Source organism: Nitrospira sp. CMX1 (assembly GCF_054902215.1).
In genome coordinates, this window is record NZ_JBUBKD010000050.1 from 1 (window position 1) to 20692 (window position 20692).

Genomic DNA, 20692 nt, shown 5'->3' on the forward strand with positions numbered 1-20692 from the left:
GCGCTCCGGAGCGGCGCGATCTTGGCGAGTTGTCTGGCGACCATGCCGGCCTGGCAGCACTTTGATCACCCGCCGGTGATGCGTCTCGGTCGGGGAGAACACCCCCGTCGCCGAGACGAGATGACTCGCGCAGGCCAGGAAGAAACTACGGAGTTCTTGGGCCTTACACGCGTCTTTGATGACAAGCCTCCTCTCAAGCGGACGGCCTAACCAGCAGTATTCATATACGCTTCTACTGCAACCGGCGATACGTCGCTACGATAATATCCGTCGCTCGTGGTTCGTGAAACGTGAACGGCGAAGCGTCCTTCGACAAGCTCAGCGCAAGCTTGTCGAAGGGCGTATCTCATTTCCGAATTCGGACGCGTCACACTTCACGAACGAGGCTTCACGAGGTACGCGGTCGACCTGTCCGCTGCGGAATCCGGATGAATGGTTTCTTATTCACACGGTGTCGATCTTTTCTTGCAACGCCCTATTCCACTTCGCAGAGTATGCAGGGTAAGCTGTGCGGATGGCATCTCGTGCCCGATTGCGGCGCTATTCAGTAGTCAAGCGTGTTGTTCTGGTCATCCTCGTTCTACTGGGGGTGTCCCTCGTCCTGTTAAGCGGCTATGGCGCTTTTCTCTCCAGCAGTTTGGCGCTACCGAAGAGTGATGAACACCCTCCGCTCCTGATCTATGGGGCGCCCTTTTTCCTCACGCCTGGATTGCACCCTCAGGATGCGGGTTTATTCGACCGTCTCCATCGGTTGGAATATCGACGAGTCAATGGTCGGCCACGAACGGCTGGTGACTATGTCGTGACCAATGATGCCATCGACATCTTTCTCCATGCTCAAGAGGAAAATCGGCTGTCGGCCCGAGTCGTCAGGTTGATGCTGGCGGAGGGGATTGTCTCCGAAGTGCTCTCGATGCCCGATGGGCAACCGACGGCACTGGTCTCGCTTGAACCGGTGCTGATCAGTGGCATGCGTGGAGGAACCAGGCAGGTTCGTGAATGGATTCCTTTGAGTCGCATGCCGCCCACACTGATTCGCGTGCTCTTAGCGATCGAAGACCGTCGGTTCTTTTCCCATATCGGAGTTGATCCCATTTCGATCGGCCGTGCACTCTGGACCAATCTGACCCACGGTGCGGTCCTGCAGGGCGGCAGCACCCTGACGCAGCAGCTTGCAAAGAACCTCTACTACTCTCCTCAACGTACGATGACGCGAAAGATTCGGGAAATTGTCGCTGCGGTCGCGCTTGAGTTCAAGTACCGCAAGGAGGACATCCTCGAAAGTTATGTCAATGAGATTTATCTCGGCCAAGCGGGGCCGGTTTCCATTTATGGTATCGGCGAGGCGGCTCATCGATATTTCGGCAAGACCGTGGAAACTTTGTCGATCGAGGAAATGGCTCTGATCGTAGGGTTGATCAAAGGACCGAACGTCTACTCACCGGTCAAAAACATTGAGAATGCCACCAAGCGGAGAAATGTGGTGCTTCGCCGACTCCGGGACGAAGGTCTGTTGACGGAGGATGCCTTGAAGCGGTCGCTGAATCGACCGGTGAAGGTGGTGTTGGCTCACGATGTACTCACGGATGCTCCGTATTTCGTCGATCATCTCCTTCGAGAAATCGAAGAGGGCATCCGGCAGGAGATTCCCGAAGGCGCTCGGGTCTACTCGACGCTCGATCCTCGGGCACAGCAACTTGCCGCGCAGGTCTTGCAGCACGGACTGGCCAAACTCGAAAAGACCTACCCATCGCTGGCTGATGCGGATTCGCCGCTTCAAGGTGCCGTCGTGGTGTTGGATGTCAAACATGGACATGTACTGGCGATGGTCGGCGGGCGTGACTATCGCACGAGTCAATTCAATCGTGCGGTACAGGCCCGTCGATCCGCCGGGTCGCTGTTTAAGCCGTTTGTCTATCTGGCAGGGTTTGAAGCGGCACGCGATCAAGGAGAGACCGGATTAACGGCTGCGACCCTACTGGCGGATGAACCGCTCACGTTGGAATCGGGCACGGGATCGTGGTCGCCGCAGAATTACGATCGACAGTACCGAGGCCAGGTCTCCGTTCGAACGGCGCTCGAGCAGTCGCTGAACGTGCCTGCTGTTCGGACGGCGCACCGGACCGGCCTGGCGTCGCTCACGAGCCTGCTCCAGGCGTTCGGCATTGCGACCCCGTTGGCGGACAATCTGTCGTTGGCATTGGGGAGTTCCGCTGTTTCTCTGCTCCAGATTACGGCGGCCTACACAGGGCTCGCGAACGGAGGTGTCGTCGTCCATCCAGTGGCCCTCTCGAACCTTGTGCGAGGCGGTGGGGAGACGATCTGGAGTCCGGCGGTCGACCGGCGGCAGGCCGCCAGCCCCCAAGGAGTGTTTCTGATCACCTCGTTGTTGAAGGGGGTCGTGGATCATGGAACTGCCGCCAAGGCCAGAGCGATGGGGGTGCAGGGGCCGATTGCAGGTAAGACCGGAACGACGGATGGATATCGGGACGCTTGGTTTGTGGGGTATACACCTGATCTTGCGATCGGGGTCTGGGTGGGGTTCGATGACGAGCGTCCGATCAAACTGACTGGGGCACAGGCGGCCCTCCCCATTTGGAGTGACTTGGCCGTGCGGCTTATTCCACGCCAGCACGGTGATTTCGACCAGCCTCCTGGGATCGTCGAGCGTCGGATTGATCCGCGAACCGGCCAGCTTGCTACGGCACAATGTCCGGAGCATCGCACGGAGTTCTTCATCGTGGGGACGGAGCCGACTGTCTACTGCGAAGTACATGGAGGCGGTATGTTAGAACAGTTGAAAGAGACGTTTGGGTTCTCTCCTTAATTAAGGGTGGAAGCGACCCGCCGAATTCCACAAACCGTTAGGCGTATCCACGGTCCTCAGGTAGGCTTGTCTGGACGAGTGGCCTGTACGGAGGACGCACCATGAAGAAAACCGGATATGGAGACGACGGCAATATTACGCTGTTGGCGAAAGGTGTTGAGTTGAAGGGGGAAATCAGGGTCGACGGCACGGTGCGCATCGACGGGCGATTGGAAGGTGATGTGCACACGAAAGGCGAAGTCATTGTCGGCGAAGACGGCGTGGTGAAAGGCGCGATCCATGCCGATTCCCTCGTCAGCAGTGGGCGTATCAAAGCGACGGTGACCGCGACGGGTAAGGTGCAGCTCCTTAAAACTGCAATCCTCATCGGTGAAGTCCATTGTCCCACGCTGCTGATGGAGGAGGGGGCCAAGTTTCAGGGGGTGAGCGATATGGGGATTACCGGCTGGCCCGAAGAGGCCCAGCGATTGCCCAGCAATGTTCGCGATATGAATGCGCATCGGAACAAACCCGTGGCACTCATCGGCAGAGAAGTCGATCTCTAGACAGCTGCTTCTATCCATTCCTCACCACATCATCGTATCCGCTCGTCCCGCTCCTGTCGGCCTGCTGGTTCCTTTCGTGACAGACGCACGCAGATCTGCTATGAACTCAGGACCCCTTCACGAGATTTCGACCCGATGATGACGCGACAGCAGATCTTTTCCGTGGTGTTCTTTTCTCTTCTGGTCCTCCTGCTCTATCAGATCGGGTTGATGTTCAAGCCTTTTGTCTTTTCCGCTTTGTGGGCCGGATTGTTGGCCCATTGGGCGTTTCCACTTCATCAGAGACTGACGCACCTGTTTGCCGGAAAGGACGCACTGTCCGCTGCGCTACTGACCGTCGGTGCGTTGGGCATCGTAGTCGTGCCATTGGTGGCAATGGGGGTCATGTTAGTCCGGGAAGCGAGCGGGGCAGAAGAGGCCATTCGATCGTGGATCTCAGCCGGTGGGTTGCAACGGTTGCCGGAGCAAGTCGCGACGATTCCGTTCATCGGTGGATGGTTGAAGTCTGCGATGTCGGGCGCCGGCGCTCCCGTGATTTCGTTAGAGCAGTCCGTGACGACCGGGGTGAAGGAACTCAGCCAATTACTGGTCGGTGGGATGGGAGGGTTACTCAAGAATACCTTCGCCCTCGTGACCAATTTTTTCATGATGTTGCTGATTCTGTTCTTTCTCTTTAAGGATGGCCGGCAGTGGCTCTCTGTCTTATACGATCTGATTCCGATGGAAGAGTCGCATAAGTCAAAGATTCTGGCTCGCTTGGATCAAACGATCCGAGCAGTGGTGAAGGGGATGCTGGTGACGGCTATCGTTCAGGGTCTCTTGGCCGGAGCGGCCTACCTCGCGCTCGATGTGCCGTTCCCGATCGGGCTGATCGCCTTGACGGTCGTGCTGGCACCGATCCCATTTGGAGGGACCGGGTTGGTCTGGGGACCGGTGGCTCTGTACTTGTTCTGGATCGGGACGACCGGTAAGGCTCTCATCATGTTGGTGTGGGGTATCGGCGTCGTGTCGATGGTCGATCAATTTCTTCGGCCATGGTTGATCGGGCAAGATGTCCAGATTCCGGTCTTGCCCCTTGTGCTGAGCGTCCTCGGAGGTCTGGCTCTGTATGGCATTCTGGGCATCTTCATCGGCCCGATCATGGTCAGCCTATTGATGACGGCCGTACAGATTTATCGAGAGGAATATCACCTCAAGCAGTCCGTCTCTTCCACCAGCCCCCTCTCGCCCTCGTAACAGGTTTGTCGATCATCGTTACCGCATCGTGTTCAGCGTCTTGGAACGGCGGCTGACGGCTGAGGCTCGGCAAACTGCGCGTTGTCTTACTCCAATGGAATAGTAATCGCGATTCCACCCATGACATCGTTCAGCTTAAAATTCTGTTTGGGGCTCAGTGGATGACTGTTGTGGCAGGTGACACACGCGGGGGACACGGCGCGATCGGCATAGATGGCCTGGAAGTACTGTTTCTTTCCGCTGGATACCAATCCGGAGACCGGTCGATCAGGCTGCCGTCGAAGGAGCTCCAGTGCTCGCCGTTCAAACTCCGTGGCCGGTGCGTTGCGCTGATAGATCGGGGAGAATCCGATGAGCTTGTATCGGATGCCGTAACCGGCTTCGGCCACCAGTCGACCGGAATGTTGGAGGAACTGTGCCGGCAAGGGGAGCCCCTTGCCCTGCTCCCACTGTTCCGTCGCGGCGACAATCCCTTGTTCTTGCATCCGGTTGACAACGTGCGTGGTGTAGAACGAACGGTCGGCTTCCAGGACGGCGTGGACATAGTCGGCGACCTTCTCCGGAGCAATGCCGACAGGCATTGTCCGCTCCTTGGCTGCGAGGAGAGAGCTTCCTCCCCAGAGTCCTCCTACGAGGAATGCAATGATTGCGGCTCGGAGTGCGAAGCAGCGGTAGTCCATGGGCCTCCTTGAGGGGATGGCGACGAACTGATCGGCAGAGTGACGGAGCAGACGGTGCCTTGTCCTTCATGGCTCTCAATCCGGATGTCTCCTCCGAATTTTCGAATCAGGCGCCTCGCAACCGTCAGCCCAAGGCCCGATCCTTCTCCCTGCCCCTTTGTTGTGAAAAATGGATCGAACACCTTCGAGAGGTGTTGTTTCGAGATGCCGGGCCCGGTATCGGCGATCGTCGTGGTGACCATCTTGTCCACCACGGCGGTGGTCAGCGTGAGTGTGCCATGGCCGTTCATGGCCTGGGCGGCGTTGGCCAAGAGGTTCACCAAGGCCTGTCGGAGCTGGTCCGGAAGGACGAGGATCGGTGTCGTGCCCGCATAATGCTTGTGGATCACAAGCGCTGTCATATCCACGATGGTCTGGGCCGTGGCCAAGGCTTGATCCACGATGTTCTCCATGGAGACCGAGATCGGCTTATCGGACGTCTCACGGTCTATCACGCCGGTGAAGTCGCGGATGATAGCGGTCATACGGCGGCCATGGGCCACAATGTCCTTGGCGTAGCTCTTGATCATCTCCAGATCCTGTGCATCCTGCATGACTTCGCCTAATCCGATGATGCTGAACAAAGGATTGTTGAGTTCGTGACCGATCCCGGCGGTGAGTACGCCCAGGCTCCCTGACTTTTCCGCTTGGACCAGTTGGTCATGCAGTCGACTCTCGTCCGTTGTATCTCGAAGCACCAACCCGATGCCGTCCTCTTCTCCCGGTCTGGCGGGCAGGCGGAACCATTGATATCGGTAGATGCGCGATCCGATCTGGAGCTGAGAGGGGTGTTCAGCCGGCTCATGATCGGTGGTTGGCATCAGCGGATCCCGTGGCGTAGTTTCTTGTGTGCTTACCGCTGTGGTGAGCTGTGCATCGCCCTTCGCTCGGAACTCTGCTTGAAGCCGTTTCTGCTGCGCCGTATCGAGGGGAAGAATCGAGAACAGCGAGGTGCCCGGCGACGTTCCTTTGGTCGAGAACGATTCGCGCCCGGCCTGATTGATGTACTGCACGACCTCGTGCGTATCGATCAAGAGAATCGGAGTCGGAACGGCATCTAAGATCTGATCCGTCGATTGTTGAAGGACATGGACTTCCTGCGTCTTCAGTTTTACCTGATCGGTGAGTCCGGCAAATGCGGCTTTCAGCTGTGCATTCATCCGATTGAATTCTCCGGCGAGATCTTCCAACTCATCGCCGGTGCTGATCTGAATCGGTTGTTCGAGCGCACCACGTCCGATGGCCTGCGCCGCCTGTTGGAGTTCCCGGACCGGTGTGACGATGCGGCCCGCGGCGAGATAGCCCAGCGAGGCCAGGAGCAGGATGGCGACCACGCCGAACATCAGCACCCAACTGAACAGATGCTGAATCGGCGCGAAGAGCTCATCGGATGACTGCCAGACGAACGAATGCCATGATCCCTGGTCGAGCGAGCCGTTGGTGGCCCGGCTCGTCTCTGGAAGCGGCGCAAAGCCGATGACGGAGGTGGCGTGCCCACCATGGCCGTCGCTTGAAGCTTGCACCCATCCTGGGTGATTCGGTGTGATGAGGGGAATCAAACTGGAATCGGATAGTGGAACGCCGGTCGGCAGAATCGGACAGCTGATGACGATGCCGTTGGTATCGATCAACATGACGTGACCGGTTTTTCCGAAGCGAATGGCTTGGGTCGAAGGAGAGAAAAACTCTTTGGCGTCGATGACGCGATGGAGCACACCGACGGCGCCATGCCGGAGACTATCCATAATAGGCAGGGAGATGGTGAACACATAGGCGTTTACCTTTTCGTCAAAATGGATGTCTTCGATGAAGAGTTTGCCGACGCCCTTATTGAAGGCGCCTTGCCACCATCGGGTATCACGATGACGAAAAGCCGGATGATCGGTCATGGTTCCGGCCAGTGCGCCTTGGGCATCGGTCAGGAACAGCATCTTTGTTGAGGCTCGAACGACTTGAGGGAGTAGCTGTCCAGGCGGGCTATGGATTCCGGAAAAGTAGTCATGGAGCAGCATACTGAGCGGATTGTCCGTGATGGCCTTGACGGTGGCTTTGTTTCGGCTCATCCATCGCTGTTCCACGTCGGTGCTTGCTCTGGAGTTGCTCTGAGCGTCACGCCGATGTTCCAGCTCACGGATGATGGTGGGATCATTGGCGATCCTGGCGGTGTGTGCGATTTCTTCTAGCACCAGCAGATCGAGTTTGCGGGCTGCTTCGGTAGCTAAGGCTTTGAAGCTTTCTCCGCTGACTTCCCGAATCTCTTGAGATCCTTGCCAGAATGCCATGCCCAGACCAACGACAAGCGGGAGAAGGCCGACAAGCAGCATAGACAAGATGATCTTGGTTTTGAGTCCCCATCTGGACCTGGCTGATGAGGGGGGAGCGGTCTCGTTCATGATGACGCCCCTTCGCTCTGGCTGGTTTCTCCGGGGAATGTGAGTGTGAATGTTGAGCCACGCCCGACCTGGCTTTCCACGGTAATGGTCCCGTGCATGTGGTGGATGACATTCTTGATATTGTAGAGGCCCAGACCGGTTCCCTTACCGGGCGGCTTTGTGGTGAAAAACGGATCAAAGATGCGGTTCAGCAATTCCGGGGCAATGCCGCTGCCGGTGTCCGAGACACGGACCTGCGTACTCCCGCCTACGGTCGCTGTTTCCAGAGTTAAGATTCCTTGGTGTTCCATGGCCTGGACCGCGTTGGTAATAAGATTGACGAACACATGGAGGAGTTGATCAGGATTTCCCTTCGCGGTCACATCCGATTGGTAGTGCTTACGAATCTCGATGTCTTGGAGGGCGACGGCGTAGCGGGCGATCTTCAGGGCTTCGTCCAGTTTTGCATTCACACCGACCAACCCCTCGTGACGGAGAGAGGTGCGGCGGGAATAGGACGTCAGGTCTCGACAAATCGCCGTCGTTCGCTTGACGGCGTCGATAATGTCTCTTGCCTGAAGGTGCACCTCGTTCAGGTCTGTTTCCTCGGCGAGATTTTCCGCCAGGCCCAGAATGAGCTGGAGGGGATTATTGATATCGTGGGCGATGCCGGCAGCAAACGAGCCGATGCCCGCGAGTTTTTCCGCATGGAGCAACTCGGTCTGCAATGTCGATTCATATTGTACAAGTAACCACAGCAGCCGAGAGGTCTGTCCATTGACGATATCGGTTCCGGAAGGCACTTGATCTTCAAGCACAGACTCCATGGTGGGATCACCGGTCACATCCATCACGAGGTTCGGTTGTTGGTTTTTGATAAGGTCCGGTACCTGGTCATAGACGGCCACGTTGAGTTCTTGGGCTCGCCTGAGGCCTGGTGCCGTTGGATTCTTGTCGACAATACCGACGACTTCAATCGTGCCGATTTGATGAAGCACATCCAGGAGGGCTGTTCCCCCACGGCCCGCTCCGATGATGGCGACTCTCATCGGAGGCGGCGTGGGAGCCTGGGCGGCCGATTGAGGCTCGGTTCGTCGGTGGGAAATGGTCGGTGAGACGATCGTCATACGTGATCCCCCCGCTATCGTTCAGCTGATCAGAGATGGGCCAATTCACGCTGCTCCATGGCTCGTGCCACGGAAGCCTTCAGTTTGTCACCTTCGACCGGCTTCACCAGATAATCCACCACGCCCTGCCGGAGTAATGAGGTCGCCATGTCGGTATCTGGGAATCCGGTCAGAACAATCAGCGGAACACGAGGATAGTTCTGGCGGAAATAGGCAATCGCTTCGATCCCATTCACTTTGGGCATGCGGATGTCGCAGATGATGACATCAAGGAGCAGCCGGTTTTCGCCGGAGTTGATGACCTCAATGGCCTTTTCCCCATTTTCCGCTTCGAGAACATCGTACCCGCCTTTTTGGAGTGTCATGCGGACGACCTTACGAATGTCGGGCTCGTCATCGACGACCAGTACTCGCCCGTTGCAGCTCTCACCTCCCACGAAGAACCCGGATTTGAATTCACTCATGATGACCTCCTTGGTAAACGGCGGGGATTGGTTTTTGCCTCTGCGACCGATAATGGCAAGGTCGATGCCGTCATATGAGAAAAGTAAAGACGAATGATTTCAGGGCCTTGTTCATTTGGAATGATGAGGGACTCTCCACGGTTGGCTGATATGCACCACCAACATCGTGAAAACCACCAAGGGGAGAGCTCATTGCCTTTCATGGCCGGTTTGGGCTAGGGTGTTGAAAAACAGAGGAGTGGAGGCCGGTGATTACCCAAGATGTGTTGACCGACTATATTCGCAAATCCTTGCCCGATGCAGTGGTGACGGTGACGGATCGTACGGGAACGATGAATCATCTCAAGGTGGTAATCGTTTCGGATGGATTTCAGGGAAAAAATCTCTTGGACCGGCATCGCATGGTTTATCAAGCATTGGATGCGCCGATGAAGGACGGGCGGATCCACGCCTTGGAACTGACGGCACGAACGAACGACGAAGCGTAGGAGGAGACGACGATGGCCGACCAGATGGAAGAAGAAATTCAGAAGGAAGTGAAGGCCCATAAGATTTTGATCTACGGCAAGGGTACGAAGACAATGCCGATGTGCGGGTTTACCAGGGAGACCATGCAGTTTTTTGACAAGTATGGGTATCCGTACGAATTGATCGATGTCCTGTCGCAGCCGGCAAAGCGCGAAGCGCTGACGAAGATGACCAACTGGCCGACGCTCCCGAAGGTGTTTATCGACGGTACCTTCTACGGTGATACCGACATTCTCGATCCGATGGCCGCCAAGGGTGAGATCGAGCCGCTGCTGAAAAAAACATTCGGGAAGTAAGCAGGGCATCCCTGCTAGTCTCTTGCTCCCTGAGCGCGCACGCGGGAGCAAATAACATCCACAATCAAGGGCGGTGCTCTCTCGACGGGCGCAGTGAGACCAGCAGGAATGCCCTGCTTAGGGGTGGGGAGGTGTGCGTGTCCGTTCCATCCGAGACTTGGAAGGGAAGCGATTGGAGAAATCTCATGCGAAAGAGTCCTCCTCACACGGCGAGTATGTTGACGGCCGCGCTGGGCTTGATCGTCAATGCAGGATGTGTTGCAGATCATCGAGGCAATCATCTCGTCTGGGAGCACTCACGGATTGTTGATCTGACGCATTCGTTTGGTTCCGACACGATTGTCTGGCCGACGGAACAGGATTTCAAGCTCGTCGTTCAGCATGCAGAGCACACCACGGCTGGGTACTACTACGCGTCCAACCGCATCGAGATGCCGGAGCACGGAGGCACGCACATCGATGCGCCGATTCACTTTTCTGAAGGGAAGCAAACTCTCGATCAGATCTCAGTCGAACGGACGCTCGGGACCGCCATCAGGATCAACGTCAAGGAACAGTGTGTGCACGATCGGGATTACCAAATTACCACTCATGATCTTAAGCAATGGGAGTCACGATCTGGCCGAATTCCAGAGGGAGCCATTGTCTTGCTCGATACCGGCTATGCCCAGTTCTGGCCAAGTCGGAAGGATTATTTGGGAACGGGGCTAAGAGGGCAAGAAGGAGTGCAGGCGCTGCGCTTCCCAGGACTACATCCTGATGCTGCTGCCTGGCTGGTGCGTGAACGGCAGGTGAAGGCTGTCGGCATTGATACAGCGTCGATCGACTACGGGCAATCCACGAGATTTGAAACGCATGTCGCGCTGCTGTCTCAGAATGTGCCCGTGTTTGAAAACCTGGCCAATCTGAATGACCTACCAGTACGTGGTTTCGACGTCTTCGCCCTGCCGATGAAAATTGCCAATGGCACTGGTGGTCCGCTACGGATCATCGCAGTCGTACCGACTTCCAACTAGCGCGCACAACAGAATTTCACTTTGAGTGCCTTTCTTCCTGGTTGATGTCTGTGATCAGGACTCCTGAGTCACTAGCGGGCATCATTCCTCGGAGCGTGTTTGTTCTGAGACCGTTGCGGGCATGCTTTCATTCTTTCAGGTTTCTTAGGACGCATGTATACTTGTGTAGTATGAAGCCTCAGCAACCGGCTGCTTCTCAATCAACTGGACGGCGACCAAGCAAGCTGAGTCAGCGGCTTGCTGACGAAAAGATAGAGCGAGCGAGGCGTCAGACTCCGGAAGAACGGCTCATCATTGCATTGCACCTGTCCGATTTCTGCTACGAAATACACCGGTGTTCTCCAAAGCCTTAAATCACATTATCGACCGTTTGGCCCAAGCCCAGAAGGCTCAGCTCATGCATTCTTATGCGCTGATCGGTGGTTTTGCAGTATCGGCATGCGGTGTTGCACGAGAGTGTCTCTGCTGCACATTCAGGCTGCTAGTGCATGTCAGTTTCTCAACTGACTAGGGGTTTGATAACGTTCCATCAGGAGAGACAAGATTGGCGTGGCGCGCACAGATAATGTTAAAGCTATCGCTTGCCTCATAAACTATACCAACGAGGTCGAGAACTGATGGATTTCCGCGAATCGCAAAAATTGGACATCCGCTCATCCCGCCATATGTTTCTGGCCAAGCATCGTCAGAATTGAGATTATGAATTGAATTGGTTTCCACTGCACAGGCAAAGCCGCATTCATTGACGCTAGAAACCTGCACTTTTTGGCAAAAAGAATCAAACTTTATTGCTCGTCGTATTGGGAGTAGGTAGCGGTATGCCATGGGGAAGCCCACGATAAGAACGGTCAAGCCAGGCATGACAGAATGTGGAGGCCACTTCAAAGGAGTATATAGTGATAGATGTTGCGCGAATTCTCGGAGGTCCAGTCCGGACAAGTCTAATGTGACCAAATCAGACTTCTTAGATCTTGCAATGATCCGCTCTGCGACATTCTCTATTGAACCTTTGGCGATTTGTAATCTTATGGAAGGATGCTCAGTTTGTTTCTTCAAGAATTCCTCAATGACGTGTTCTGCTGTGATTAGGATCGGCCTATCCAGCTTAATAAGCACACCGCTGGCGCTGTGCATTTCAGGCTCGCCATCAGGTTCCCCCCAAAAGACGGAAACAGTGTGTTCGAAGCAGCACCGCATCATGAGACGAAGAACTTCGTGGGGGAGTGAAAAGGAAGACAACTCGGACATCGCGCTCCTAACACCTAACTAGCAAGAATGAATCTCACAGATTCTAGTTCTTCGAAAATGGGAAGGCCACTGGTAGATGGTGTCTTGTTTATCTCTTGCCCTTCATTGTTGCGACAAGAAGTATTGGAAACGCCCACGAGGGTGCGATGGCTTTTCACACTAAGGCTCTTCTAGGTTGATGTCAGCCCCACTGTAGTGACCTTGGAATCGAAATGCGATGGAGGGATCTTCCAACCGCAGGCGATGGAAGAGCTGGAACTGATTGACGGGCTATGATCGAACTTTGGAAAAGGTGCTAAGCCACAATGGCTTGTCTTGTCTCGTCCAGATGTTTCTGTAGATAGGTCATAAAGGGAGTGCCGCCAGTGCCGACGGCTGTGGGATTGGTGGAGCTGGTTTGATGCTGCCGATTGATATAGCTATCGGCGTAGCCGATGTGGATTTCCCGGAACTGCGCCAGTAGGTCGACGCAAGTACAGTAGGCGGACCAGAGTTCGTGGTGATTCTGTCGGCGATCACGGACATAGCCTGAAAGAATAGCTCTCCCTTGGCTATCATGCTGGCTCTCTAAAGCTCCAAGAAACGCACGATGGCGGGGTGGCATGTACTCCCGCATTTCTTGGAGGTATACCGTCAAGGGATCAGGAGCATGGCAAATACCGAGTCCTGCGTCCAGGCAGGGGACGATCGAACTCTGGGCGCCTGTCTCACCTCGAAACTGTTGTGGTTGTTGTGCATAGGTTTCGATCTTGTCATAGATGAGTCCGTTGGGGAGCGAAGGACTATTCTTCCAGCCGTGAATATAGGGTCTCACACGGGTGTAATAGACATAGGGATCGCAGCGCTCTTTCATGCGGAGCAGCGTATCTCGCATAGCGGTCTGAGCCGACGCCAGAGCTTGTAAACCCAACAACACTTCTTCGTCATTCTTATTCGCCGCTCCGTTGATCGCCCTCAGTAATCCTTCCAGGCCGGGCCCTGCTTGCCGCTCGATCTGGATATGGACCACGACAAACCACTCCTCATCCAACCCACCGAGAAAATTTTGCAGCAGCACGATGTTGTCGAGCTGAACCGGTTTCGCGTTATCGAGGCGGCGCCAGTTATCCAGCGCATAGGAGGCGTAGGAGAGTACCGGTGGGCGACCGAGCTTCCGGCCTAGCTCGTACCAGAGCCGTGCGAGTTGGGAGGGGAGCTTGGCAGCAGGTTGCCCCGGTGTTTCCCATACATAGGCGTGGCCAGCAAATGACAGGATACGCATTGCAGTTCGATAGTCATCTTCGCGCCAGCTCGACGGGATGGATGGGAGTAAGACTGGTTGTTCGTCGATAAACCGCCGAACCTGGCGAGCGCTCAGTAATTTGGGTAGCTCGTGACTCAGAAGATTAAGCGTGGGACAGTCGGGTAGGCTTTCACAAGGATCCGGTGGCAGGAACCCCCGTTCAGGGGAGATTCCAAAATCTGCAAGAGATGACGGTTGGAACGTATGGGAGTTCATAGAGCCCTCTTTGCCCTCACTCTACCACTCCTGTATTTGATTGCAATCGGTTCTGATTATGACCAGTCAGATTAGGCTCAGCGAAGACTTTGGCGGAGGAATAGTAACAGACTGAAATAAAAAGGCCGCCTCAACTGAGGCGGCCTTCTACTTCTTTCTCTTCTAGCGGGTGCGGTGCAGGTACTCTCGACTGCGCGCATTCACCGAGCATCGCCCGCTATTTGAAAATCAGATCAGTTCTGCATGCGCGGTGAGCGAGCACTGAGAGTACTCGCGCCGCACCATGCTCTCTACGTTCCCATTTCCCAGGATGCTAGGTACTTCTTCTGCTCGTTCGTGAGTGTATCGATCGCCACACCCATACCCGCTAATTTGAGCCGGGCAATCTCCTTGTCGATCACTTCAGGAACCGGATAGACCTTTTTCTCGAGCTGTTTGTAATTCTTCACGATATATTCGGCGCCGAGCGCTTGGTTGGCAAAGCTCATGTCCATCACACTGGAAGGATGGCCCTCTGCGGTGGCCAGGTTGACGAGTCGGCCTTCGCCGAGCAAGCTGACGCGGTGTCCGTTTTTCTTGAGAGTGAATTCTTCGACACCGGTGCGAACCACCCGGCGTTTACCGGCCATTTTTTCAAGGGCCGGGATATCGAGCTCGACGTTGAAGTGTCCGCTGTTGCAGACGATGGCGCCGTCTTTCATCGCGGCGAAATGCTCGCCACGGATCACATGGATGTTGCCGGTCACTGTGACGAAGAAATCGCCGACCGGAGCGGCTAGTTCCATCGGCATCACGCGGAAACCATCCATGACAGCTTCCAGACCTTTCAGCGGATCAATTTCGGTTACGATGACATCGGCGCCCATGCCTTTGGCGCGCATGGCGATGCCGCGTCCACACCAGCCGTATCCCACCACGACGACCACAGACCCGCATACCAGACGGTTCGTGGCGCGTATGATGCCGTCCATGGTGGATTGGCCCGTGCCGTAACGATTGTCGAACATGTGCTTGGTATCGGCATCGTTCACGGAGATCACAGGGAATTTGAGCACTTTCTTTTCCGCCATGCTCCGTAAGCGAATGACTCCGGTGGTGGTCTCTTCTGTCCCACCGATGACGTTCTTCAAGAGTTCTTTCCGCTTGGAGTGAAGGTGTGAGACCACATCGGCACCGTCGTCCATGGTGACGTGCGGACGATGGGCTATAGCCGACTCAATGTGACGATAGTATGTGGGGTTGTCTTCGCCCTTGATGGCGAAGGTCGGGATGCCCTCATGCTGGACCAAGGCCGCCGCGACGTCATCTTGTGTGCTTAGTGGATTGGATGCGCAGAGGCGGACGTCAGCTCCGCCGGCTTTCAGCGTGATGGCCAGATTCGCCGTTTCCGTGGTGACGTGTAAGCAAGCGGTTACACGGACGCCCTTCAGTGGCTGTTGTTTCTTGAACCGCTTTCGAATCAGTCTCAAAACGGGCATCGTGGCCTCAGCCCATTCGATCTTCAATTTGCCTTGATCTGCCAGCTTGATATCTTTCACATCGTAATCCACGGAGATCCTCCTTCTGAAAGTTGTCGGTCGTGATTCGGTGGGGCGTCGATTGCCCTCATGACAAGGGGGACGGGTCACCAACCCGTCCCCCTTGCGTCGACGTGATAAGGCTCAGGAAGCTTATAGTCCGGCGTCCTTGCGCAGGGCCTTGGCCTTGTCGGTTTTCTCCCAGGTAAACTCCGGCTCGTTGCGGCCGAAGTGTCCATAAGCCGCCGTCTTTTTGAAAATGGGCCGTCGAAGTTTGAGATGATCAATGATGCCGCGTGGCGTCATCGGGAAGTGCTTGCGCACGAGCTTGTCGAGCTTATCAACCGACACCTTTTCCGTGCCCTTGGTATCGACCAGCACGGAGACAGGGTCGGCGACGCCGATGGCATAGGCCAATTGCACTTCGCACTTATCGGCCAACTCGGCAGCGACAAGGTTCTTCGCGATATAACGTGCCATATAGGAGGCGGACCGGTCGACTTTTGTCGGATCTTTTCCGGAGAAGGCTCCGCCGCCATGGCTGCCATGGCCGCCGTAGGTGTCGACGATGATCTTACGCCCGGTGAGACCGGTGTCACCCATGGGGCCGCCGACTACGAATCGACCAGTCGGGTTGATGTGATGCTTTACGCCGGTCGGATCATAGAGGCCTTTCGGCATGACCGGCTTGATCACCTTCTCCATGATATCGCGTTCAATTTGCTTATTGGTCACATCAGGGCCGTGCTGCGTGGAGACGACGATCGTATCGATCCGCACGGGCCTGCCGTTTTTGTACTCGACCGTGACTTGTGACTTCCCATCCGGCCGCACCCATTTGAGAATGTTTTTCTTGCGCACTTCGGCAAGGCGTTTGGTCAAACGGTGAGCCAAGACGATCGGCATCGGCATGAGTTCATCGGTTTCATTGGTGGCGTATCCGAACATCAACCCTTGATCACCGGCTCCTCCGGAATCGACGCCCATCGCAATGTCACCCGATTGTTGGTGAATTGCGGTGAGAACGGAACAGGTATGGAAGTCGAACCCCCAGGAAGCATCGCAGTAGCCGACGTCCTTGATGACCTCCCGAATAATGTCAGGGATTTCAACGTAGGCCTTGGTCGAGATTTCTCCGGCTACCAGTGCGATACCCGTGGTGAGAATCGTCTCGCAGGCGACACGAGAATACTTATCCTGAGCGATGATGGCATCCAAGATACCGTCTGATATCTGATCGGCGATTTTATCAGGATGCCCTTCAGTCACTGATTCCGAAGTAAAGAGAAAATTGTCTCGCATGAGTCCCTCGCGGGTTGAGGTTATGGAAAACCAGCGTTGGTCTGTCCAAGGATGTCTGTAATGTGAGAAAATACGACCGAGAGACAAGCCACGCACAAACGTGGTTGATTCTAGAGGAGAGGGGTCGGCTTTGTCCATCATTTCGTTTCGTTCTTGTTGGAAAAACCGTCATGCCTCGTTTACTTGACTCGGGATTTTGGCGACTTGTAACATGACCGAACGGGCGTCGATGAATCGGTGAGTGCTACGTAGGGCTCGCTCTGGCAGAAAAAACCGTTCAGACTGGTGTGTTGGGCGTCGACATGAAGTATGGCCGAACGATCTCGATTCTCCCGGGGCTTCTCGCAGTCGGTGTGTTGGTCACGGTCTCCGTTGTCGATGCGCAACCACCGCAGTCGGTCAAACGGTCGGCTGTCGAACGCGGCGTCGTTCATGTCGGCGATGAAGCACCGAATTTCACGTTGCAAGACCTTGCCGGAAATGTCATCAGTTTGTCTCAGCTCAGGGGGAAAGTCGTCCTGCTGAATTTTTGGGCGACGTGGTGTGGGCCCTGTCGAGTCGAGATGCCGGCGATGGAACAACTTTATCGCACGTTACCGAGAGGACAGTTCGAGATTTTGGCCGTATCGACGGATGCCCAAGGAGCAGCCGTGACACGACCGTTTCAGAAACGGATGGGCTTTACGTTTCCAATTCTTCACGACTCGGAGTATCGGGTTGGCCTGGCCTATGGAGCACGAACGATCCCGATCACCTTCATGGTTGATCGCCAGGGCGTCGTACGACAAAAAATATTTGGTGCCCGTGATTGGGACTCACCGGAGGCCCGTGACTTGATTCATGCTCTGATGAAGTCCTAGCGATGACACAATCCATTCCACAGATTTCGCTGGTTGCAGCCTTTTCCGCGGGGCTTCTGTCGTTCGTGTCCCCATGCGTTTTGCCGCTTGTGCCGAGCTACATTTCCTACATCACTGGACTTTCGGTTGAACAACTGACCGACGCCTCTGAACGTGAGAAATTCAAGAAGGCCATTATCGTGAATTCCTTGCTCTTCATCGGCGGGTTTTCATCGGTATTCGTTGCCTTCGGGGCTTCCGCAAGCTTTCTGGGACAGCTGTTGATCAGCCATCAAGATCTCATTCGCCGCATCGGCGGTGTGGTCATCATTTTGTTTGGGCTGTATCTGCTCGGAATTCTCAATCTCACGTTCCTCAAGATGGAGCATCGCTATCAATTTCGCAATCGACCGGCTGGGTACTTGGGATCGTTCTTGATCGGTGTGGCGTTTGCGGCCGGATGGACCCCCTGTGTCGGGCCGGTTCTGGGGTCGATTCTGCTCTATGCGAGCACGACTGATTCCATGTTCAGCGGGGTCGTGTTATTGACCTTTTACTCATTGGGTTTGGGTATGCCGTTGTTTCTCACGGCATTGGGCGTCGATCGATTCTTGGCCTACTTCAAAGAAGTACGGGCCTATTTGTGGGGCGTGTCGACCGTGAGCGGAGTGATGTTGATCGTCGTCGGGGTGATGATCTACGCCAACTCGTTGACGATGATCACCAGTTTCTTGGAGCGATACGGAATCGGTTGGTATCTGGGACAGTGAATGAGGCTATCCGCGGACTTCGTTCGGTATAACCCTCTCTCGCCAAGTCGTCTTCCCTCTACTCAGTGCTCAACGCTCAGCACTCGATTCTGCTGGGTCAGCACCAGGCGCCAAGGCGACAGGCGGTAAATCCTGGCTTGAGTGAATTGACGGCGGAGCTTCCGGCTAAACCGAGCGAGGGGGGAAGTCCCAGTGTGCCCATCAGAGCTGACGGCAGGGAGCCAGCGGATGGTTGCGGTGAGGAATTGGATGGGCCGTTTCGTACCATGCCTGAACCGGCATCAGAGAGAGTCGTCGACTCGGATTGCTGTGCCAACAGTGTTGTCGGTTGAGCTGCGCTGATTTTGGCGAGGAGGTGCTTCCCATCGCCAGCGAATTGGCTGTGAGGGTACTTTTCCGTCAAGACCATGAGATGGTCCCTGGCCCAATCGTCCGCACCCAACTCGTGGTACGACTTAGCGAGAAAGTATAAGGCGTCCGCAGCGACGGGCTTGTCAGGATAGGCCTTCATCACTTGTTCGAATCGGTGTGCGGCCGCCAGGTACGAGCCTCTCCGGTAGTAGAATTGCCCCACAAAGAGATGCATCTGTGCCAGCCAATCGTGACATTCCTCGAGTTTTTGGTGTGCTTGCGTGTCATAGCGACTGCCGGGAAACTCTCTCTGCATCTGTTCGAACGCTGCGATCGCCTTTTGCATGGGTTCAGGGTCGCGATCGATCGTTTTGGCCATCTTGAAGTGAATCTCCCCAATTCTGAAGGCAGCATAGGGGGCTAGAACGTGATTCCGATGGAGCTCCAGGAAGTGTTTGTATTCGACGAGCGCTTCCGCGTACTCTTCTTTCTCAAAATACGCTTCGCCGCGTTTCATGATCACATTAGGGTGGTAATGATTATCGACCGTATCGCCCAGGAAAATTTGCTCGTCCGTACCGCTGAGGGCTTTTTTAAGTCCGCTTCGAACGTCGCTGGCGGAAAAATCACCGGCACAGGCGGCAAGGATGAGGCAGTACATGCCCATCCAGATCACGAGGCACGGACCAGACGGTCTGCATCGGGCGCGTGTACCGGCTTGCACGAACGGCATCTGCATAACTAACACAGATAGCAAGGATACAGGTAAAAAGCAATCGGACGCGTGGTTTTGTTGACCTGCCTTCTTGGTGGACCCTATAATCCCGCTCCACATCTGCATTCTGGAGCATGAAACGGGTTTGTCCAACTGATTAGAGGAGTTGGTGTTTAGGACCATGATTCGAACACGAGTGATTGGAACGGGCAGCTACCTTCCATCTCGAGTCGTGCCGAACGAAGAGATTGCGCAGGTTATCGGGATCTCCCCAGCCAACATTCAACGGCTGACCGACATTCGATCACGCCATTGGGCGGGGGACCAGGAGGCGGCTTCAGACCTGGCGATTGCTGCGGGCCGCCGGGCGCTGGAGGCTGCCGGCTGTGAGGCTTCGGCCATTGATGCCATTGTGCTGTCGACCACTTCGCCGGATATGGCATTCCCCTCGACGGCCTGTTTGGTGCAACGGGGCTTGGGCTGCAAGCCGGTGGGGGCCTTTGATGTGTCTGCGTCCTGCTCGGGATTTTTATATGGACTTTCTATGGCGCAGGCCATGATTCAAAGCGGTCAGGCGAAGACCTGTTTGCTTGTTGCGGCCGAGGTGAAGTCTCGCACACTCGATCCTCAGGATGAAGCGACCGCGCTGCTATTTGGGGATGGAGCCGGAGCCGTTATCCTTCGAGGGGAGCATGATCCCAATCCGGAGTGGCGAGGAATTCTCGGAATCAGGCTGTACGCGGATGGGGCGTCCCATGGACTCATTCGAATCCCCAGTGGGGGATCACGGAGCCCTGCATCGGCAGATACGGTAAAGAAACGGGAACATACGTTGCGCATGCGAGGCGCGTCGCTATTTCGGGTTGCGATCCGACGAGTTGAGCAGGCCGTGCACGACATCTTGAAGGAATTTGGGGTGCGTTCGGATGAACTGAAACAGGTGGTGCTGCACCAGGCGAATGGACGAATTCTGGATCAGATCGCCGATCGGTTGGGTATCGAGCGGTCTCGAGTCGCATCGGTCATTGAACGATATGGCAATACCTCCTCGGCTTCGCTTCCCATCGCGCTGGATGATGCAGTCCGCAAGGGACACATTTCACCGGGAGATTTGGTGCTCCTGGGAAGTTTTGGAGGGGGACTGACTTGGGCAACGAGCCTTGTTCGGTGGTAACGCCGATAAGCAACAGAGGTAAGCATGTGCCTGCGTTGCCCTTTGAGTAAGCATCTGATTCAGGAGTACAGCAGATCATGATCTTCAGCATACTTCCCAAAGAGGAAGCCTTTTTCGAACTCTTCAAGAAGGCGGCCCACAATGTGAT

Annotated in this window: 19 protein-coding genes; 10 read left to right on the forward strand and 9 right to left on the reverse strand. The window is 55.5% G+C overall.

The genetic code is table 11. The annotated features are described in order from the left end of the window. The 4 genes from ACYX34_RS13185 to ACYX34_RS13200 form a co-directional block, all read left to right on the forward strand. The coding region (locus tag ACYX34_RS13185) for a hypothetical protein (protein ID WP_462077030.1) at nucleotides 1–210 on the forward strand (210 nt) is incomplete at its 5' end. 304 nt (nucleotides 211–514) lie between these two features. Next, nucleotides 515–2827, forward strand: coding sequence for a transglycosylase domain-containing protein (locus ACYX34_RS13190; protein WP_462077031.1), 2313 nt, complete (start codon nucleotides 515–517; stop codon nucleotides 2825–2827). Nucleotides 2828–2928: 101 nt separating this feature from the next. Next, nucleotides 2929–3372 (forward strand): bactofilin family protein, encoded by a 444-nt coding sequence (locus ACYX34_RS13195; protein ID WP_462077032.1) that lies wholly within the window; start codon nucleotides 2929–2931, stop codon nucleotides 3370–3372. Between the two features lie 135 nt (nucleotides 3373–3507). Then, nucleotides 3508–4608 carry an AI-2E family transporter gene (locus ACYX34_RS13200; protein WP_462077033.1) on the forward strand — a complete coding sequence of 367 codons (1101 nt, stop codon included), beginning with the start codon at nucleotides 3508–3510 and terminating at the stop codon, nucleotides 4606–4608. 86 nt (nucleotides 4609–4694) lie between these two features. On the opposite strand, the gene ACYX34_RS13205 is transcribed toward ACYX34_RS13200, so the two are convergent. The 4 genes from ACYX34_RS13205 to ACYX34_RS13220 are packed head-to-tail and all read right to left on the reverse strand — an operon-like array spanning nucleotide 4695 to nucleotide 9290. Further along, complete coding sequence (locus ACYX34_RS13205) at nucleotides 4695–5288, reverse strand: Tll0287-like domain-containing protein (protein ID WP_462077034.1); 594 nt, start codon at nucleotides 5286–5288, stop codon at nucleotides 4695–4697. Beyond that, nucleotides 5237–7720, reverse strand: a complete 2484-nt coding sequence (locus ACYX34_RS13210; RefSeq protein WP_462077035.1) for an ATP-binding protein — start codon at nucleotides 7718–7720, stop codon at nucleotides 5237–5239. The genes ACYX34_RS13205 and ACYX34_RS13210 overlap by 52 nt, the downstream gene beginning before the upstream one ends. Beyond that, a complete protein-coding gene (locus tag ACYX34_RS13215; RefSeq protein ID WP_462077036.1) occupies nucleotides 7717–8826 on the reverse strand; it encodes a sensor histidine kinase in 1110 nt (369 codons plus the stop codon). Before ACYX34_RS13215 ends, ACYX34_RS13210 begins: the two co-directional genes overlap by 4 nt. A gap of 29 nt (nucleotides 8827–8855) precedes the next feature. Then, complete coding sequence (locus tag ACYX34_RS13220; protein ID WP_462077037.1) at nucleotides 8856–9290, reverse strand: response regulator; 435 nt, start codon at nucleotides 9288–9290, stop codon at nucleotides 8856–8858. 248 nt (nucleotides 9291–9538) lie between these two features. Here ACYX34_RS13220 and ACYX34_RS13225 point away from each other — a divergent pair, with 248 nt between their 5' ends. The 3 genes from ACYX34_RS13225 (at nucleotide 9539) to ACYX34_RS13235 (ending at nucleotide 11130) form a co-directional block, all read left to right on the forward strand. After that, nucleotides 9539–9778 (forward strand): BolA/IbaG family iron-sulfur metabolism protein, encoded by a 240-nt coding sequence (locus tag ACYX34_RS13225; RefSeq protein WP_462077038.1) that lies wholly within the window; start codon nucleotides 9539–9541, stop codon nucleotides 9776–9778. A gap of 12 nt (nucleotides 9779–9790) precedes the next feature. After that, nucleotides 9791–10114, forward strand: coding sequence for a glutaredoxin family protein (locus tag ACYX34_RS13230; RefSeq protein ID WP_462077039.1), 324 nt, complete (start codon nucleotides 9791–9793; stop codon nucleotides 10112–10114). A 185-nt stretch (nucleotides 10115–10299) separates the two neighbouring features. Then, nucleotides 10300–11130, forward strand: a complete 831-nt coding sequence (locus ACYX34_RS13235) for a cyclase family protein (RefSeq protein WP_462077040.1) — start codon at nucleotides 10300–10302, stop codon at nucleotides 11128–11130. A 507-nt stretch (nucleotides 11131–11637) separates the two neighbouring features. On the opposite strand, the gene ACYX34_RS13240 is transcribed toward ACYX34_RS13235, so the two are convergent. The 4 genes from ACYX34_RS13240 to metK all read right to left on the reverse strand — a co-directional run bounded on the left by ACYX34_RS13240 (nucleotide 11638) and on the right by metK (nucleotide 16695). Next, a complete protein-coding gene (locus ACYX34_RS13240) occupies nucleotides 11638–12378 on the reverse strand; it encodes a S1 family peptidase (protein ID WP_462077041.1) in 741 nt (246 codons plus the stop codon). A gap of 295 nt (nucleotides 12379–12673) precedes the next feature. Continuing rightward, on the reverse strand, nucleotides 12674–13876 hold the full coding sequence (locus ACYX34_RS13245; RefSeq protein WP_462077042.1) for a PrnB family protein: 1203 nt from the start codon (nucleotides 13874–13876) through the stop codon (nucleotides 12674–12676). Between the two features lie 290 nt (nucleotides 13877–14166). Beyond that, nucleotides 14167–15426 carry an adenosylhomocysteinase gene (gene ahcY, locus ACYX34_RS13250; protein WP_462077043.1) on the reverse strand — a complete coding sequence of 420 codons (1260 nt, stop codon included), beginning with the start codon at nucleotides 15424–15426 and terminating at the stop codon, nucleotides 14167–14169. A 120-nt stretch (nucleotides 15427–15546) separates the two neighbouring features. Continuing rightward, nucleotides 15547–16695, reverse strand: a complete 1149-nt coding sequence (gene metK, locus ACYX34_RS13255; protein WP_462077044.1) for a methionine adenosyltransferase — start codon at nucleotides 16693–16695, stop codon at nucleotides 15547–15549. 302 nt (nucleotides 16696–16997) lie between these two features. Between metK and ACYX34_RS13260 the strand changes: the two genes are divergently transcribed. After that, nucleotides 16998–17555, forward strand: a complete 558-nt coding sequence (locus tag ACYX34_RS13260) for a peroxiredoxin family protein (protein WP_462077045.1) — start codon at nucleotides 16998–17000, stop codon at nucleotides 17553–17555. A gap of 2 nt (nucleotides 17556–17557) precedes the next feature. Further along, complete coding sequence (locus ACYX34_RS13265; protein ID WP_462077046.1) at nucleotides 17558–18304, forward strand: cytochrome c biogenesis CcdA family protein; 747 nt, start codon at nucleotides 17558–17560, stop codon at nucleotides 18302–18304. Between the two features lie 97 nt (nucleotides 18305–18401). On the opposite strand, the gene ACYX34_RS13270 is transcribed toward ACYX34_RS13265, so the two are convergent. Beyond that, nucleotides 18402–19316, reverse strand: coding sequence for an outer membrane protein assembly factor BamD (locus tag ACYX34_RS13270; RefSeq protein ID WP_462077047.1), 915 nt, complete (start codon nucleotides 19314–19316; stop codon nucleotides 18402–18404). A gap of 235 nt (nucleotides 19317–19551) precedes the next feature. On the opposite strand from ACYX34_RS13270, the gene ACYX34_RS13275 reads away from it, so the two are divergent. Beyond that, the gene (locus ACYX34_RS13275; RefSeq protein ID WP_462077048.1) at nucleotides 19552–20544 is read left to right on the forward strand and encodes a 3-oxoacyl-ACP synthase III family protein; all 993 of its coding nucleotides are present in this window, start codon (nucleotides 19552–19554) and stop codon (nucleotides 20542–20544) included. Nucleotides 20545–20692: the final 148 nt, after the last annotated feature.